The 16,893-nt window shown below is 69.0% G+C and carries 9 protein-coding genes; 4 read left to right on the plus strand and 5 right to left on the minus strand.

What is annotated here, in order from left to right; genetic code table 11:
• Positions 1–29: 29 nt before the first annotated feature.
• The gene (locus tag KV097_RS19545) at positions 30–2,582 is read right to left on the minus strand and encodes a LuxR family transcriptional regulator (RefSeq protein WP_304610684.1); all 2,553 of its coding nucleotides are present in this window, start codon (positions 2,580–2,582) and stop codon (positions 30–32) included.
• Between the two features lie 77 nt (positions 2,583–2,659).
• On the opposite strand from KV097_RS19545, the gene KV097_RS16490 reads away from it, so the two are divergent.
• Both KV097_RS16490 and KV097_RS16495 read left to right on the plus strand, forming a co-directional pair.
• Positions 2,660–3,490 carry an SDR family oxidoreductase gene (locus KV097_RS16490; protein ID WP_220366478.1) on the plus strand — a complete coding sequence of 277 codons (831 nt, stop codon included), beginning with the start codon at positions 2,660–2,662 and terminating at the stop codon, positions 3,488–3,490.
• A gap of 49 nt (positions 3,491–3,539) precedes the next feature.
• Positions 3,540–4,211, plus strand: a complete 672-nt coding sequence (locus KV097_RS16495; RefSeq protein ID WP_220366479.1) for a hypothetical protein — start codon at positions 3,540–3,542, stop codon at positions 4,209–4,211.
• Between the two features lie 440 nt (positions 4,212–4,651).
• Here the strand turns inward: KV097_RS16495 and KV097_RS16500 are convergent, their stop codons facing one another.
• Entirely contained in the window at positions 4,652–4,972 is a 321-nt protein-coding gene (locus KV097_RS16500) for a hypothetical protein (protein WP_220366480.1), read from the minus strand.
• A gap of 773 nt (positions 4,973–5,745) precedes the next feature.
• Here KV097_RS16500 and KV097_RS16505 point away from each other — a divergent pair.
• Together KV097_RS16505 and KV097_RS16510 are read left to right on the plus strand one after the other, a co-directional pair.
• Positions 5,746–6,240 carry a hypothetical protein gene (locus tag KV097_RS16505; protein WP_220366481.1) on the plus strand — a complete coding sequence of 165 codons (495 nt, stop codon included), beginning with the start codon at positions 5,746–5,748 and terminating at the stop codon, positions 6,238–6,240.
• Positions 6,241–6,801: 561 nt separating this feature from the next.
• On the plus strand, positions 6,802–7,836 hold the full coding sequence (locus KV097_RS16510) for a hypothetical protein (protein ID WP_220366482.1): 1,035 nt from the start codon (positions 6,802–6,804) through the stop codon (positions 7,834–7,836).
• Between the two features lie 412 nt (positions 7,837–8,248).
• On the opposite strand, the gene recD is transcribed toward KV097_RS16510, so the two are convergent.
• From recD to recC, 3 genes are read right to left on the minus strand one after another with little or no spacing between them, the layout of a single operon-like run.
• A complete protein-coding gene (gene recD, locus KV097_RS16515; RefSeq protein ID WP_220366483.1) occupies positions 8,249–9,985 on the minus strand; it encodes an exodeoxyribonuclease V subunit alpha in 1,737 nt (578 codons plus the stop codon).
• The gene (locus KV097_RS16520; RefSeq protein WP_255559676.1) at positions 9,982–13,317 is read right to left on the minus strand and encodes a UvrD-helicase domain-containing protein; all 3,336 of its coding nucleotides are present in this window, start codon (positions 13,315–13,317) and stop codon (positions 9,982–9,984) included. Before KV097_RS16520 ends, recD begins: the two co-directional genes overlap by 4 nt.
• A complete protein-coding gene (recC, locus tag KV097_RS16525; RefSeq protein WP_220366484.1) occupies positions 13,314–16,697 on the minus strand; it encodes an exodeoxyribonuclease V subunit gamma in 3,384 nt (1,127 codons plus the stop codon). Before recC ends, KV097_RS16520 begins: the two co-directional genes overlap by 4 nt.
• Positions 16,698–16,893 lie beyond the last annotated feature (196 nt).

The raw sequence follows: 16,893 nt of genomic DNA on the forward strand, positions 1-16,893 counted from the left end.
GGAGGAGCGTCGGTGCTGCGAGTAGCGGACTACTCGACTCCGACGATGTCTGTCATCGCCGCTCGATCGGACACCCCGAGCTTGCGACCCGCGCGATAGAGGTGACCCTCGACGGTCCGTACCGACACCGTGAGGTGCTCGGCGATCTCCTTGTTCGACAGGCCCCGGGCGGCGAGCACAGCGATCTCGCGCTCGCGCGCGGTGAGCGGCAGTGGACGCGCCGCGACCGCCAGTGCCGGCGTGCAGGCACCGGACCGGACGGCCAGCCTCTCAGCGAGGGCCGCGGCGGACAGAGCAGAGCCCTGCCGGCCGCGCCGCCGGTGCAGGTCGGCAGCCTGTGCCGCGGCGTCGCCCGCAGCGACCAGGTCGCCGAGTCGGGCCCAGGCGTCGGCGATGTCGAGCAGACGGTCACCGTCCCCGTCCGCCCACGCCCGCGCATGGTCGCGAGCCACCGCAGCGCGGGGACTGCGCCCGCTCAGTTCCGTGAGCCGGGGCAGGGCCGCCGGCGCGCCACCCAGCTGGACAGCCGTCTGCCAGGCGAGCACCTCGTACGCGGGCTCACCCGACTCGCGGGCGAGGTCCGCCGCGGCCACGGCATGGCCGAGCGCCTCGGTCGTCGCCCCCTCGGCGGCGGCGCCCCACGCCCGCGCGAGGAGATCGTCCGGCAGCAAGAGCTGGTACGCGGGGTGCTGCCCGGCGGCGATCTCGGCAAGGAGCGGAGCGGCCTGATCCGCCAGACCTGCCTGCCCGAGTGCGGTGGCCAAGAGCGTGCGGCACCGGAACCGGAACTCGTGTCCCGACTCCGCCAACCCGGCCCACGCCTCGCGCAGCGAGACGAGCGCGTCACCGACCCGCCCTGCGGCCAGGGCAGCATGCCCAACGACCACCTGACCCATCAGTCTCGCCGGCCCCGGCAGGTCGGCCGAGGCGGCCCGCATCAGCCGGGCCCTAGCCTCGGCCACGTCCGGTTCCCCAGCGAGGCGGTGCCCGAGTACCTGCAGGTCCGCGAGCCCGAAGCCCGGGATGCCTGTCGGCACATGGTCGACGGCGAGCCCACCCACGACCGCCGCCTCATCGAGCAGACCGCGTTCACCGGTGACCGCGGCCGCCGCGGACACGGCGGACGCAACGAGGATGCGGGCGAGATCGTCGGGCAGATCCGTGCGCAGCAGCGCGGGACCGCGGTCCAGGACGGGCGTGAGGTCACCAACGGCAGCGGCGAGTGCGAGCGACATCGTCGCCACGTGGAGCACGGCCTCGCCGGTGGCCTCGGCGGCCGCCAGTGCACGGCGCGCCTCGGTGGGCGCGGCGATCGTCCAGAGCAGGTTCCCCGCGCGGTGCAGCTCGACCATCGCGCACGTCGCTGGATCCGGCGCGGTTCGTACGAGCTCGGTGAGGATCGTGTCGGCCTCCTCGCCGCGACTGAGCCACGAGAGCGCCGCGGCGTGCACCAGCCGGGCACCCGGATCCCCCGTTGAGGCCGCCGCACGGGCCAGCCGCTCGGCCAGCGGCAGGTCGTACATCCGCGTCGCGGCCTCGGCCGCCGCAAGGAACAGACCGGGATCGGGCGGAAGGTCGGAGTCGAGGGTGAGCACGGCTCGCGGGATCGGGTCCGGCTCGGCGTCCAGGGTCTGCGCGACCTGAGCGCGAAGGCGGCGCGCGCGCAGCGTTCCCATCACGGAGCGGCGGACCTCGCCATACAGGGGGTGCGCGAGCCTTGCGACGAGTCCGTCGGTGCGCACGAGTCCGCGGCCCTCAGCCTGCTCGACGTCGGCAGGCGACGTCAGCGCGCACAGCGTCAGTACTGCCACGGGTTCAGCCAGCGCGACCATGTCGACCACGTCCTGTACGCCCGCCGGCAGGGCGCCGATCTCACGTTCGAGGAGGTCGGTGAGCTCGGGAGAGATCGCGAGCTCACGGGTCCACCTCCAGATCCCGGTCGTCGGGCCGAACCGACCCGCCGCCGCCTCCCCGGCCAGCAGATGCCGGAGGAACAGCGGGCTGCCCTGGGTCAACGCCCACAACCGCTGGGCAGAGGCCGAGTCGACCGGCCCACCGAGCACGCGGGCGACGAGGCCGGTGGTCTCCGAGACGTCGAGCGGCGTCAGGTCGAGGCGTGGGAGATGGTCGTCCTTCCACAGGGACGTCACCGTGTCGGGGGCGGGTTCCCCGGTCCGGAGGGTGACGACGACCGGGGCCAGGCGTCGTACGACTAGGCGGTGCAGCACGATCGCGGAGTGCTCGTCGAGCAGGTGGGCGTCGTCGACGGCCAGCACCAGCGGCTGCCGTTGGGCGAGCTGTTCGAGTGCGCGGCCGATGGTCTCGGCGGCGTCACCTGACGGGATGTCGAGGACACCGGCGAACGCCCCCAGCGGGTACGGCCGGGCGGCGGCGCTGCCATGAGCCCACAGAACCGTCGTCCCACGGCCGCGCGGACCGCCGGCCAGCGCCTCGCGGGCGAGCCGGGTCTTGCCCACCCCCGCCGGGCCCGCCACCACGATCCCCGCCCCACCAGGCCGGATCGCCGCCGCGACCCTGCGCAGCTCGTCGTCCCGACCGGTGAGCGGCCACGGCCGCTCCATGACGTCAGGCTAGCGACGCGCGATTCGAGTACCGGACTACTTGCACCGCCTGGGGCGAGCCGCGCGAACGTCGAAGCATGAGCACTCGTACGGTCCTCGTCACCGGTGCCGGTCGCGGCATCGGCCGCGCCACCGCCGTACGCCTCGCCCGCTCAGGCTGGCAGGTGTACGGCGGCGTCCGCACCGACCTTGCCGCGAAGGAGCTCGCCGCGGAGTCCGACCGGATCACGCCGATCGAGCTCGACGTCACCGTGCCCGAGCACGTGGCGGCGCTCGAACGCGATCTCCCCGACCGACTCGACGCGTTGGTCAACAACGCCGGCATCGCCGTCGCCGGGCCGGTGGAGACGCTGTCGCGGGAGGCCATGCACCACCAGTTCAAGGTGAACCTGATCGGACCGCTCGCGGTGACCCGGGCGATGCTGCCGCGGCTGCGCAGTGCGCGCGGGCGTGTCGTTTTCATCTCCTCGATCAACGGGCGGGTGTCGTTCCCGTTCACCGGGATGTACAACGCGTCGAAGTACGCGATCGAGGCGGTCGCGGACTGCCTGCGAGTCGAGCTGAGCCCGTTCGGCGTACAGGTCGGGTTGGTCGAGCCAGGGGTCACCGACACCGATCCCTGGGCGGAGATGGACCAGGTCATCGGCCAGCTCGAAGCCGACCTCGAACCCGAGCAGCGGGTGCTCTACGCGGCGCACTTCGCCGGTGAACGTCAGCTGGTCGCGAAGATCCGCAAGAACGCCAAGCCGCCCGACCGGGTCGCCGCCGCGGTCGAGCGAGAGCTGACGCGGCGGCGGATGCGGCCGCGCGTTGTCGTCGGACGGGATGCGCGGATGATCCTCGCGATGAAAGCGCTGCTGCCGGCCCGCGGGCTCGACGCGGTGTGGAGACGCGGGATCGGGGCGTGAGCGAGGCGGAACAGCCGTCGTGATCCTCGGTCGCCCGGATACTGTGCGCATGAATGCCGAGGTTGATCTCATACTGGAGCGCGCTCGGCAGGCCGGGTCTGCGGACGGGGTGCAGGTAGACGCACTACAGCCAACCCCTGACTTCGAGGTACTGGCGGCCCAGCTCGCCGTCCGCTCCGCTGACTCGAAGACGTGGACCCACGAACGCGTGATACTGCCATCCGACTCAGAATGGCGTCGTCTCACACATCTCCAAGACCCCACCGCATACGCACACGCAACCTGGGGCGAGATCCTGAAGCGCGCCGAGTGGATCCGCACGATGGGGCCTACGCCCGATGCGCAGACCGTCGACGTCGCGAGTTCCGCTGTGGCGTCTGCCGAAGTCTTGTGGCAGCACTTTCTCGACGAGATGCCGCGTGACGTTGTCTTAGAAGACCGTGGTGACCGGCTGATCCTCCACGACCCTTCAGGCTCGACTCGCACCTTCGTCTTGAGCCCGTCGGAATTGCGCTCGGTGATTGTTCTTGACCGGGCATACGCCATCCAGCGTGGTTCAGCCCCGCCCGAACAAGCCTCGTTGCCAGCATGGCTAGTCGAAGATCTGCGGGAGGTCTTCCTCTTCGATGACTCGCCTCGAGAGCCCTACGTACTGCTCGACTGGAACATGGAGTTTGTCCTCTCCCAGCGTCCGGCGTTCCCCGCTGCGCCGCTCGTCTGACCGGTCGTTTGAGGCCAGAGGGGACTTTGCAGTCTCTTCAAGCGCCAAAGCGACCGTCTCTTACGGTTCGGGTCGAGCTCAGACTCTCAGGGGGTCTGCCAGTCCGGAGGATCGGCGAGCGGTTGTCTGTGCGGTACGCCGTACGGCGTCGCGGCTTCCGACGATCGTCAGGTGCTGCGCCACATGGGTGACGGCGTGTGGAGCATCTCGCAAGTGAGCAGCCGGGAACAGGGCGGGGGAACGATGACGACGACGTTGTCAGCCTGGCTGCCTTGGGCCTGTGCACGATCATCGCGTGCATGGTCTCGACGTCCGAGAGCAGCCACGGCGAGAGCGACATCGGCCGGAGGCGATCTGAACGACAGCCATCGGGCCGCCCGCAGCACGAACGATGACTCCGGTGTCGCCGTCGCGGACGCCCAACCCGTAGTCGTTGCGCGTCAACGGGATCGGGCGGCCGACGTACATCGGCTACAGCGCCACCTCGGGAGCGCGCTCGGCGAGGTGGTTGCGGTGCCGGGTGCCGAATTGGCCCGTGCAGCGGCGCAGGGTGCAGGCAGCGCGGCCGCTGCGCTCGCACGGCGCTGGCCGTCGCCGGGTGTCGCGTCGGCGTGGTCGGCGTGGTCGGCGTGGTCGGCGGCCGAGGTCACGACGTACGGACTCGCCGCGCCGGCCGGTGCCGGTGCGGCCGCGAGGGTGCCGGCGACGACCGCGTTCGTGGTGGCGAGCATGAGCGCAGCCGTGCGCACAGCGCGAAGCATCGTGGTGTTGTGTGCGATCCGCCGAGTACGGATTGGTGAGCCTGGGCCGTCCGAGAGGTCGCCGGGCGTGGGACGACCGTACGAGCGCGGGGGTTCAGCACAGTGTGAGTTTGAGAGCGTTGCGCATCGGACGACCGTAATTCGCGGCGGATTGACGCACTTACTGCGGGGTTTGGAGGTCCGGACGTGGGTTTAGGCCATGGTCTGCCGCGACGACTTCTGCCAGCAGTTCCTGCGAGGATCGGCCGCGTGAAGTGGGAAGTGGTTGGCTAGGAAGTCCGCCCAACGTCTCAAGTGCGGCCCTAGCAAGTTCGCGTGGGTAACGCTTGCCTTGGAGTGGCACGCGAGAGGACCGCCCAGGCCTCCCGGGACACGGACTTGAAGACCTCAGACTTCTTGAACGCCGCTTGACGCGCCGACTAACCGGGAGGAGGCTTCACATAGAGCGCGACCCTTGCGCAGAGCGCACCGGATGCTGATCGCTGGTTGGTAACGCCACACCATCGTGCGGCGCGCCGGCGCCGCTTCATGATGGGCTTGGGTCGGCTCGGGTCGCTGTGCCCACGGCTGCCAGGCTGTTGCTTGCAGCCCCAGACTTTTGATTCTGAATGACTCTGAGAGCTGAGGTCACAATGGGATGGTGCGGCACCAATCCGGCGGAAGCGTCACGCACGCCATGCAGTCGCCAGGACTGTACGGAGGTCGGAGCGGACTACTACGAGAACCGACCTACCATCAGCGATCAAGATGGTAGCGGCGAAGGAGGTTGTCTGGTGCTTTCTTCGCTTACCACCGACCGTGAGCGGATCCTCGTCAGTGCGCTCCTTTACCCGTCGCTCATTCGCCTCCGAGAAGAGGTATTCCCCCGGTCGCGCCTCGGCAGATCGATTCTGAAAGAGTTCGAGCGTCACTACGAAGAGGCCGTCAGGATACTTCGATCTGACGAAGTTCTTCTCTCGCAACTCATTGAGTTCATGATCATGATTCAGCCCTGGACTCGCGCAATTCTCGGGGAGGATGCTAGTCGTTCTGCCTATCCTTACGGTGACACGCTGTACACCTACAATGCACAACAACTTCGGCCGGGGGTTGTCGCGGCCCTCAAAGACCTCATGACTCAATTCTCCGAACGTGCCACCCCGGAGTTCCGCCAGTCGCTCGAGGTCTACGGCGAGATCCTTCCCCAGTTCGAAGGCGTCCCGGCGCAAGACGTTGTGTCGGAGTTCCGGAAGGCCGAGTTAGTCGACTCCGAACATGTCTCGAAGTGAGGACCCTATCCACGCTGGCGACGTGGTACTTGGCGCGGACATCCCAACGTCGCCGAGAGAGTTGTGCCGTCGGATGTCGAGCGAGGTCGATATGACTGACATCCAACGAACGGCATCTCAAGACTGTGGGATCGTCGATCCCATAGTTTTCCGAGAGGCGGCGTCCGCGTTCCTACAATGGTTCTCGGTGCTGCCCACGCTGACACCAACAGACCCGCCATATGTTATGGACAAAGGGCCGGTCGACCGCGTATGGCACGCATTTATCCTCAACACCGAGGCATATCGAAACTTCTGTTCCCAGCACCTTGGAAGTTTCCTCGATCATTATCCCCAGGATGGCAGTCCGCCGCAGGTGTGGGTCGATTTCACACTCGCTCGCTTGCACTCATACTTTGGCTCTGATGTCCATCCATATCTTGAGCGTTGGAGTAGTGGCGGCGGTCCGACGGTAGCTTGACGATCCCGCGTCGTTCTATGCAAAGCAACCGTTACTAGCCCTTCTCAGGCGCACCTTGCACCTTCGTTAGGCCAGTTTCAACTTTCTGAGAAGGAACGCCAATGCGCATAAGCATTTCCGCCGGATTATCGGTTTCGCCACAAGACATTTTCCCAGGCGACGAACTGCCGCCGGTGGATGTGCCGCCTGTCGATATCAACGACTTCTTTGAGTTGCGGACTTTCAGTACGTCCAGCACTACATTCGAACCGTTCGAACGCTTGTCGGCCGAATGGTCAATCGTGGAGCGGTCAGAGAATGTGTTGGCGTCAGATTACAACTTTTCCCTGGTCGGTAGTGAAGGAATCATACACGACGACATCAGCGCATCCGGAGTTGTCAGCTTTGCGCTTCACTCGAACACGTTGCTTCGCATCCAGGGGAGGCGGCGGGGAGGGGGAATGGCTGCAACCGTCGGGCAGGGCATAGGACTTACTGTTGATGAGAGTGATTGTCGAATTCTCGAAGTACCCTCGCAAATCCTTAACGGAGTGGTCGAGCACGGTATGTCCGGCTTGGTGAGCGACGCTGCGTCAATTCGCCGACGCACCTACGTCGTGCCCGGCACGTTGCAAGTTGCGGAGCGAGAGGTTGTATCTACTTGGCAACTGGGGTCGATCCGGTACGATTTCCCGCTCGCGCTCGTTTTGAACAATATGTTCGACGGCGACCTGGATGTAAGCCTGACGGCACGTTTCGCTGTTGATCACGAGGACGAGGAAAGCTACCTCGAAGTAGACGTCGCCCACTCATCACACGTGGACTTTGCTGCGGCTGAGGACATTCTTAGCTTCGGCAACACATCGAGCGTCGCCCGCACGGCGAATCGCCTGATGCCAATGATTCTCGACTTCGTAGCCGAACGCATCGAGGGACAGGCCATTCAAGCGTTTTTTGCGGTGTTGGCTGCGACCTCTTTGCGGGAAACGCATCGGCTTGTGGCTGTGCGCGTCGTTCCGCTAGAGAATTTCAGTTATCTAGCCATCGTTATGTGTCCTCGGCGCGAAGGACCTGACTTAGGCTCGCCGGACAACGATTTGCGTGAGGAAGTTCGCATTGGTGGCGCCGTCAATTCACCGATTCCGAAGGACGAATAGGGCGCCGCTAGGGCCCGCCTTGGAAATCTTCAAATGGATTGGATGTGGAGCGCCACGTAGTGGAAGGGTTCGGCAACCTCTGGCTGACCTTGGACCGACGGGGGCGACGACACGCAGTGGTTCGACCGGGTACTGGTCAAAGGCGACGGTCACGTTATGGATCGTATGGCGATGCTTACTGGGAATGAGCGCGCCCGCTATTGCGCCGCCCAGCGTTTGGGGTCGGCGGCACCTAAAGCTACACAAGCGGACAATTCGCGACCACCCGCCACGAGGGCACCTAGCCCTTTTTGGGCGGAACGACGCGAGACGGCGAGGACGACATGGCGCTTGCGCGGTCGGGACCGACTGACGCGTCGGCGACGTCGTCCGTGACCAGAACCGGAAACCATCGGGAGCCCTCCTTTCTGTCTCAGTCGATGAGTCGCTCAGCCAGTCCGGAGGACCGCCGCGCGGTCGTCCGCACCGCCTCCGCGATCGCATCGCGGGCGCCGACGATCGTCAGGTGCCCGGCTGCGCGAGTGACTGCGGTGTAGACCATCTCGCGCGTGAGCAGCCGTGAACGCGGCGGCGGGACGATGACGACGACGTTGTCGGCCTGGCTGCCTTGGGCCTTGTGCACGGTCGTCGCATGCATGGTCTCGATGTCTGACAGGCGCCACGGCGAGAGCCGAAGAGGACCAGAGGCGGTCTGAATGACCGCCACCGGGCCGTCCTCGGCACGCACGATGACGCCGGCATCGCCGTTGCGGACGTCAAGCCCGTAGTCGTTTCTCGTCACCAGGAGGGGGCGCCCCACGTACATCGTCTGCAGCGCCACCTCGGGAGCGCGCTCGGCCAGCGACCGTTCGACGAGCTGGTTCCAGTGTCGGGTGCCGAAGGGCCCCGTACGGTGCGCGCACAGCACCCGGAGCGTGTCCAGATGGGTGAGAGCAGCGTCCGCGTCGCCGCTCAGCGCGAGGTCCCGGAGCCGTACGGCGTGGTCGACGACCTGCGGGAGCAGGTCGAGCGAGGGCGCGTCGGTCTCGACGAACGCGACGTCCGTGCCGGCAACATCCACCGCGCTGAGCACTTGGTCGGTGTCGCCGGCTTGCAAGGCCACTGCGAGGTCAGCACGCACGCCTCCCACGCGATGGTTCTTCGTCAGCCGGACGACGCTGCCGCCAGGCTCCAGGCCACGTACGAGGTCAGCGAGCACCGAGCCCGCCTCGACGGACGCCAGCTGGTCGGGGTCGCCGACCAGAAGGAGACGGGCGTCGGGCGCGAGCGCGTCGATCAGCCGGGCCATTATGCTCAGCGAGACCATCGAGGCTTCATCGACGATGACGAGGTCATGGGGCAGCGGGTTACGGGCGTCGTGCCTGAACCGCTGACTGGTGCCCGGGATGCTGCCGAGCAGGCGGTGCAGGGTCACCGCCGGGCTGACCGACGACGCGCGAGTCGGGTCGGCGTCGATCATCTCGTTCATCCGGGCGGCTGCCTTGCCGGTGGGCGCGGCCAGCCCGATGCGGAGAGCCTGGCCGCGACCGACGCCCAACGCACGGAGGACGCGATCGATCGTGTGCGTCTTGCCCATGCCCGGCCCGCCGGTCAGCACCGTGGTGGCGCGCTCGGCAACGCCGCGCACGGCGTCCTTCTGCGCCTCGTCCAAGCCCGGCTCGCGCATGACCTCGTCAACCGCTGCCGGATCGACCGGGCGCACGGACGCCGCCCGCCTCGCCCGCAACGCGTCGGCGATGAGCCGCTCGTCTGCGTGATAGCGGTCGAGATACACCAGCCCGAGATCGACGCGCAGCACGCCGGCGGCGACCAGACCAGACGAACGTACGGCCTCCAGCCACGCTCCCGGCTCGGGCAGCTCGACCGCCTCACCCACGGTCGGCGGCTCGTTGTCGAGATCCTCCTCGTCCAGGTCCGCGGTGAGCGCTGCAACGGAGTCGAGCGAGAGCGCGGTCGACCCGTCACGCACCGCGCGTACGGCGAATGCCAGCGCGAGGGCAGCATCGCTGCCGACCTCCTCGCCGAGCTGGCGACAGACACGGGTGGCGACGACGCAGTCGCTGCCGTCCAGGAAGCCTGCCTCGTTCAGCGTCCGCAACCGCCCCTCGGCAGTGATGCTGAGCGCCGAGTCTCCGGTCGTCGCCGTCATCGCGCCTCCTCGCGCGTACGACCATCGAGCACGGCCGACAGGTCCTCGAGCATCGCCGACGGCGGGCGCCACGAGAACACCCCGCACGGGTGCCCGTCGACCAGTGGGGTGTCCGGGCCGGCCATGCCGCGCAGGTACAGGTACATCACACCGCCCAGGTGCTGGTCGGGGTCGTACGCCGGGAGCCGCCAGCGCAGATAGCGGTGGAGCACGACCGAGTACAGGATCGCCTGCAGCGGGTACGTCGAGTGGGTCATCGCCTCGGCCAGCCGCGCCGGTGCGTACTCGGCGAGGGTCAGGTCGGCGTCGCGCGGTCCGAGCCAGTTGGTCTTGTAGTCGACGACGTAGAACTTGCCGTCGTGCCGGAACGTCAGGTCGATCGAGCCGGTCAGATAGCCCAGCAGCGCCTGGCCGCCGAGCTCCTCGCCGTCGAGGGCGTCGGCGTACGCGCGCAGCGGATCGCCGGCCGGCAGGTGCTCGCGCAAGATCGGCGCCATCGCCCCCAACCGCGCGTTCGCATGCGGGCGGTCGCCGCCCGCCAGCGGCAGCTCGAAGTCCATCTCCGCGAACCGGTCGGTACGAGGCAGGTCAACCAAGGTCACGCCGCCGGCGAGCGGCCCGAGCGGCGTCGTACAGACGGCTTCGAGCGCGGTGGCCAGCGCGTCCGGGTCCACGTCGACCGGCCACCACGCCGAGTGTTCGCGGATCCGGGTGAGGAGCTCCTGGTGCAGGTCGCCGGCCTGGAAGTCGGCGTCCTCCAGCACCGCGTGCACCAACGATCCGAACGTGGTGCCGACGGGCATCTGCGCCATCGGAGAGGGGACCTCAGCGCCGACGCCAGCCTCGACACCGGCGACGCTCGCAGCGACGGTGAGCGGTTCCTCGTCGTCGCGCCCCACCGCATCGGGCTCGGGTTCGGAGGTGGCCGCGCCCGCGTCGTGCGAGGCCGCGGTCAGCGACGAGTACGACGTCCGCCGCCACAGCTGGTCGACCCACGCGCGGTCGAACCGTCGTACGGTCAGCGGCGTCGTCGGCCCTTCGGCCAGCATCTCGGGGGCGCTGCGGTCGCCATCGACCTCGGTGAGGCTGAACGCGCCGTGCGCGGCCCACGTCTGAAGGAGGTGCTCGGAGACGGCGGCGTCCTCCAGTGGCACCCGTTCCGCGGGGACGACCACGTCGCCACCACCCTCGACGCGCGCCGCGAGCAGCGCCGAGAGCTCGTCGCCAGAGCCTGCCTGCCCGAACAACAGCCGGTGCAGGGCCGAGTTGGCGGTGTTCCAGGTGGGAGCCCACCAGACGACGACCTGCGACTGGGCGCGCGTCATCGCCACGTACGCCAGCCGCATGTTCTCCCCGAGCGCCTCCGACCGGTGCTCCGGCTGGTTCACCTCGTCGGCGTCGAACGAGAGCACCCGGCGCCCGTCGCGGTGGATGATCGCGGGCGTCGGGTCGTCCTTCATCCAGTGGTCGAACAGGAACGGCGCATAGACGATCGGATATTGCAGGCCCTTGCTGCCGTGGATCGTCGACAAGGTGACGGCCAGGGCGTCGGAGTCGAGCCGCATGATCCGCGACGCCGCGGTGGTCGCCGTCCCGTCGGCGCTCTGCTGCCTCAGCCAGGCGACCAGGCTCGGCAGCGCACGCGTGCCCTCGAGGACGTGCTCCTGCAGGAGCTGGGCGCAGTGCTCGATGTCGGTCAGGTCGCGCTCGCCACCGACCTGCGACAGCACGCGCGCATCGAGCCCCTGGCTGCGCGCGACATCCAGGACGGCGGCGATGGCGCCGCGATGGAACGCCGCGACCAGCGACCGTACCTGGGCAGAGATCGCCTCCGTCGCCTGCTCGCCGCGCGCATCGAGCTCGTCGGCCGTCCAGCCGAGGAACGGTGTGAGCGCCGCGAGGCGGAGGCGGTCGGCGCGGTACGGCTGCTCGAGCGCCATCATCAGGTGCAGCCACCACTCGGCGGCGGTCGTACGGAGGACGGACTCACTGGAGACCAGGACGGACGGGATCCCGTGCCTACGCAGGGCCGCGCGGATGCCGTGCAGGTCACGGTTGGCGTACGCGAGGACGGCGATGTGCTGCGGCCGTACGGGAGCGCCGTCGAACGTGGCACCAGAGGTGAGCAGGCGGGCGATGTCGGCGGCAGCGTCGGCGTAGACGTTCTCTCGTACGGACCCGATCGCCAGCTTCTTGTCGCTCAGCATCGCGCGCAGCCGCACCGGGCTGTTGTCGGGCGCTCCCTGCAGGCGGTGCGCCGTCCGCTGGGCGGTGATCGGGTGGGCGACGATGTCCGGCGAGAGCTGGACGTTCGCCATCAGCAGCTGCAGCGCGTCCACCAGCGGCGCGTCGCTGCGGTAGTTCGTCGGCAGCGACGTCCGCGTCGCCGCGGTCTTGGCGGCGAGCAGGTACGTGGCGACGTCACCGCCACGGAAGGCGTAGATCGCCTGCTTGGGGTCGCCGATCAGCACGAGGGTCTTGTCCTCGGTGGCGAACGCGCGCGAGAACACCTGCCACTGCACCGGATCGGTGTCCTGGAACTCGTCGACCAGCACCACCGACCAGCGCTCACGCATCCGCCGCCGCGCCGGGCTGTCGTCGGCCTCCAGCGCGTCGGCGAGCTCGGTGAGGAGGTCGTCGTACCCGAGGAGCGCCGCCCGGCGCTTGCGTCGCGTGACCTCGGCGCGGACCTTCTCGATGAACGCCAGCCGCACCGCGACCGGGCCGGTCGCGTTCGCGGGTGACAGCACGGCGCTCGGGTTGTCGAGCGCGATCTGCGCGTCGGCCTTCGCCTGCGCGTAGTCGAGGGTCGACCCCGCGACGTGCTCGGCCAGGTAGAGGTCGTCGACGACGTCGGTGCGCAGGTCGGTGAGGTCGTCGGCCAGCGTGGCGTACGAGTCGGAGTCGCCGGCGACACCCAGGCCCTTGAGCACGTAGTGGCAGAACTGGTGGATGGTCGCGATGGTGGCCGTGTCGAAGTCGGCCACGGCGGTGGCGAGCCGGTCGATGCGCGCGGCGAGCTCGTCGGCGGGGCAGTCGCGCAGGTGGTCGACCAGGACGTCGTTTGTGGCGTCGCCGCGTTGCAGGGCGGTGAGCGTCTCGGCCATGCGCGCGCGGACGCGTTCGCGCAGCTCCTGGCTCGCGGCGCGGCTGAAGGTGACGATCAGCAGCTCGGACAACGGCCGCCCCTGCTCCGCCACGTACCGGACCACGAGCGCCGACAGCGTCCACGTCTTGCCCGTGCCGGCGCTCGCCTCGATGAGCGTCGTCCCCGACGGGAGCGGTGCGGTGATGTCGAAGCTGGTCATCGCGTCGGCGTTCGTCGGGCTCATGCCTCGCCCCCGTGCTCGTGGATGGGATTCCAGATGCGCGGCGCGAAGTATTCGAGGCTGCGGAGCCGGTTGAGATCCTCGACGCGTGCCTGCGGGCCGACGACGAACCGCCACCACGGGTCGTCGTTCTCGCCGGAGAACCTGCCGCCTTCCCAGACGGGACGGGCGCGGTCGAGCGCTTGCTGCAGGCCGTACGGGTCGCCGGGGCGGGTCCTGCGGTACGCGGCGGCGAACGCGCTCGCGGTCTTCGGCGGGACCCCCATTGGGAAGCGCATCCCGGACTGCCGGACCCGTACGAGATCCGCGAGCCGTACGAGGGCCTCCGCCGGGTCGGGCGACGAGAGCCGGAGGCCGCCCCGCTTGCCCAGCAACTCGGCGCCGTGCTCGCGCTCGGGCTCGGCCGCCGCGAGCGCCAGGAGACGCACCCACGCGGCCGCGACGTGCTTCGCACTGATCGTCGAATACGTCCGTACCCACACGGTGTCGTGAGCGGTGTCGTCATGGATGGCGCTCACCACGCCGGTCAGCCGTACGGTGCCGCCGCCCTCGGAGGCGGGCAGGTCGAGCCGGATGTCGGCGGACCGGGGCTGGCCGGTGCCGTGGTCGGCGGCGATTGCCCTCACGTTGCCCGCGATCTCCTCGCGGACCTTCCGGCCTCGCGCGCCCGGCGGGAAGCTCCCCCGTACGACCTCCCGGTCGAGGGCGTCCTCGAGCGCCAGGCCGTCGAGCACCTCGTGCAGCACGCGTTCGCCGATGTCCCACTGCTCCAGGCCGTCGAGGGCGATCGGCAACGCGTCGTTCGCCTCGTCCACCTGCCGCGGGACGGTCACGTCGAGGCGGTGCCGCAGGAACTCGCGTGCCGGGTTCTGCAGGAACGCCACCAGCTCGTCGACCGTGACGGCAGAGACGGGCTGTATAGGGAGCGGCTGGTCGAGGAAGTCCTTCTTGGCAGGCGGGTCCGCCCGGAACGCGCGCAGCGCCTCGGCTCCCGCGAGCGCGGCGGCGTCGAACGTGCCGCCGGGCACGGGGCCATCGGGGCGGAAGTTGCGTTCGTCGAACGCCTGCAGCGGGTGGTGCCGTACGAAGCTCGGATCGGTGTCGCCGTCCGCGTCTCCGGGCGCCGTCACCGTACGGGCTGCTGCGGCGATCAGCTCTTGGAGCGGTACGGCCGGCGGGCGGCGCTGGCCGTTGTGCTCGTCGAAGCCGGAGTAGATCGCCACGAAGCGCTCGCTCGCCGCCATCACGGCGTCGAGCAGCAGCTGGCGATCCTCGCTGCGCGCGTCGCGCTCGCCGACCTGCGGACTGCGGGCCAGGACGTCGTCGCCGTCGACGACGGGCGAGCGCGGGTAGACGCCGTCGTCGACGCCGAGCACCACCACGGCCTTGTGCGGCACCGAGCGCATCGGCACCATGGTGCACACCGTGATGGCGCCGGTCCGGAAGTTCGCGCGGGTGGGTCGTGCCCCCCACCGCTGGTCGAGGAGCACCCGGATGTCGTTGAGGCGCAGCGTCGTCTGGTCGCCGGCCGTCTCGCCGATCGCGGCAAGGTCGCGGTCGAGCTGGGCGAACTGCCACCGCTCGTCCGGAGGCGTGTCGGCGAGCGCCTCGATGGTGTCGTGCAGCCAGCGCATCCACTCGCGCGCCGAGAGGGTGCCTCGTACGGTGTCGGCGGCGCGCTTGAGCCGCTCCATCAGCTCCAGGAACCGGCCGACGACCTCGATGTCGCGGCTGCCGATGTCGTCGACGGGTACGCGCGCGGCTGACGGGCCGTCGGTGTCGGCGGCGACCGCGACGCCGAGGGCGATGCGGTCCATGCCGCGGGTCCACGTGTTCGCGTCGAGGCCGGCCAGCTGGTACTCGCCGCGGTGACCCGCGTCGTACCCCCATCGCACTCCCGCGTCGGTGACCCACCGGCCGACCCGCTCGAGGTCCTCCTCGTCGAACCCGAACCGCGCCCGTACGGACTCGTGGCTCGCGACGTCGAGCACCTCGGAGACGGTCATCCGCCCGGCGACGAGCGCGACGACGCGGTGGGCCAGGTCGATCAGCGCGTTGGTCGCGCCGAGGGCGCGGTCGGCGAGCTGGACGCGCAGCTGCTGGCCTGGGTGGTACGGGTCTTGGCCCTCGTCGGGGGTGCGGACGAGGCTGAGGCCGAACGTGGCCTGGATGAGCGGCGCGAACGTCTCGATGTCCGGGCACATCACCAGGATGTCGCGCGGCTGCAGCGTGCCTTGACCGTCGGCGAGGAGGGCGGTGAGGACCTCGCGGAGCACCTCGACCTGGCGGGCCTGCCCGTGGCAGGCGTGCACCTGCATCGAGAAGTCGTCGGGCGTGGTGGTCCGCGTCTCGTCGGGTGCGCGGTTGGCGCGGATGTCGGCCTGGAGCAGCGCGAGGCGGTCTGTCTTGGTGGTCGGCGTCGCAGTCTTGAGCGGGTCGTGGACGGTGACGCCGTCGGTGCTCAGGACCGCCTGCAGCTCGCAGACGTCGCGGCCGAGCGTGGCGAGCAGCGGGTGCTTGGCGTGGCGGGCCGTACGGTCGTCGGCGCGTGCTCCGACGGAGGTGTGGCCGTCGAGGTCGGCCCACAGCTGCGGTGAGGGGTGGGGCAGCCAGAGGTGGAGGTCGCGGCAGGCGCCCAGGGCGACGACCAGCTCGCGCTCGGCTGCGGCGAGGCGGGTGTAACCGAAGAAGGACAGGCGTTGCGGGAGGTCGAGGTCTGCCTGGCTCGACGACAGCTCTTCGACCACGCGCCGGTGGCGTTCGGTCACCGACTCGGTCAGGTCGTGCCGTTCGCGGACGAGCTCGACCGTGCGCCGCCACAGGATCGGCTGCCAGAGGAAGTCGTCGGGCAGCATGCCGCCGACGCCGTCAGAGGGTGTGCCCTTCTCCCAGTCGGCGAGCATGTGCGGACGCTCTCGCGCGTACGAGGCGAACAGCCCGGCGATCCGCCGCGCCACGGCGTACCGGCGCGACTGCCGCGCCTTACGCTCCCACTCGGCGCGTGGGTTGTCGGTGATCTCGGGGCCTGCACCGAGGTGGTGGGTGAGTGCGTCGAAGTGAGGGGATCCGGTGAGTTCGTCGATCGCCTCGAGGGTGGGCCAGACGAGTCGGTCCGCTTGCCAGGGATCGTCCCGGTCGCGGCCGAGCAGCATGCTGATGAGCGACTGCGGCGCCATGATCTCCAGGCCCGCCGCCACGCCGTCGTCGCCGGCTGTGGTGCCGAGGCTGTGGGAGAGCTGCTGCGCCAACCACCGCTCCACACCGCGTGCGGGGACGACGACGACTTCTGGTGCGAAAACGTCCGCAGGCTCGTCGTGCAGCATCGCGGCGAACTCGCGCACGAGCGCTTCCGGCTGGTCGCCCCGGTGCACGTTGATCCCCACCGCAGTGACTCTAGCCCTGAGCGCTCGTCGTGCAGTGACTTCTCGATTCGCTCCTTCGCAGCCAGACGTTGACGCTGTGAGATGCCGTAGACGTTTGTCGCAGTGGCTTCTCGAACTCTCAGTCCTCAGTGCAGCGACATTCGTGACCATGCGACCAACTCGAGCGAAAGACTGTGAGGTCTGCTTCGCTGCGGTT

Source organism: Mumia sp. zg.B17 (assembly GCF_019550915.1).
Lineage (GTDB): Bacteria > Actinomycetota > Actinomycetes > Propionibacteriales > Nocardioidaceae > Mumia.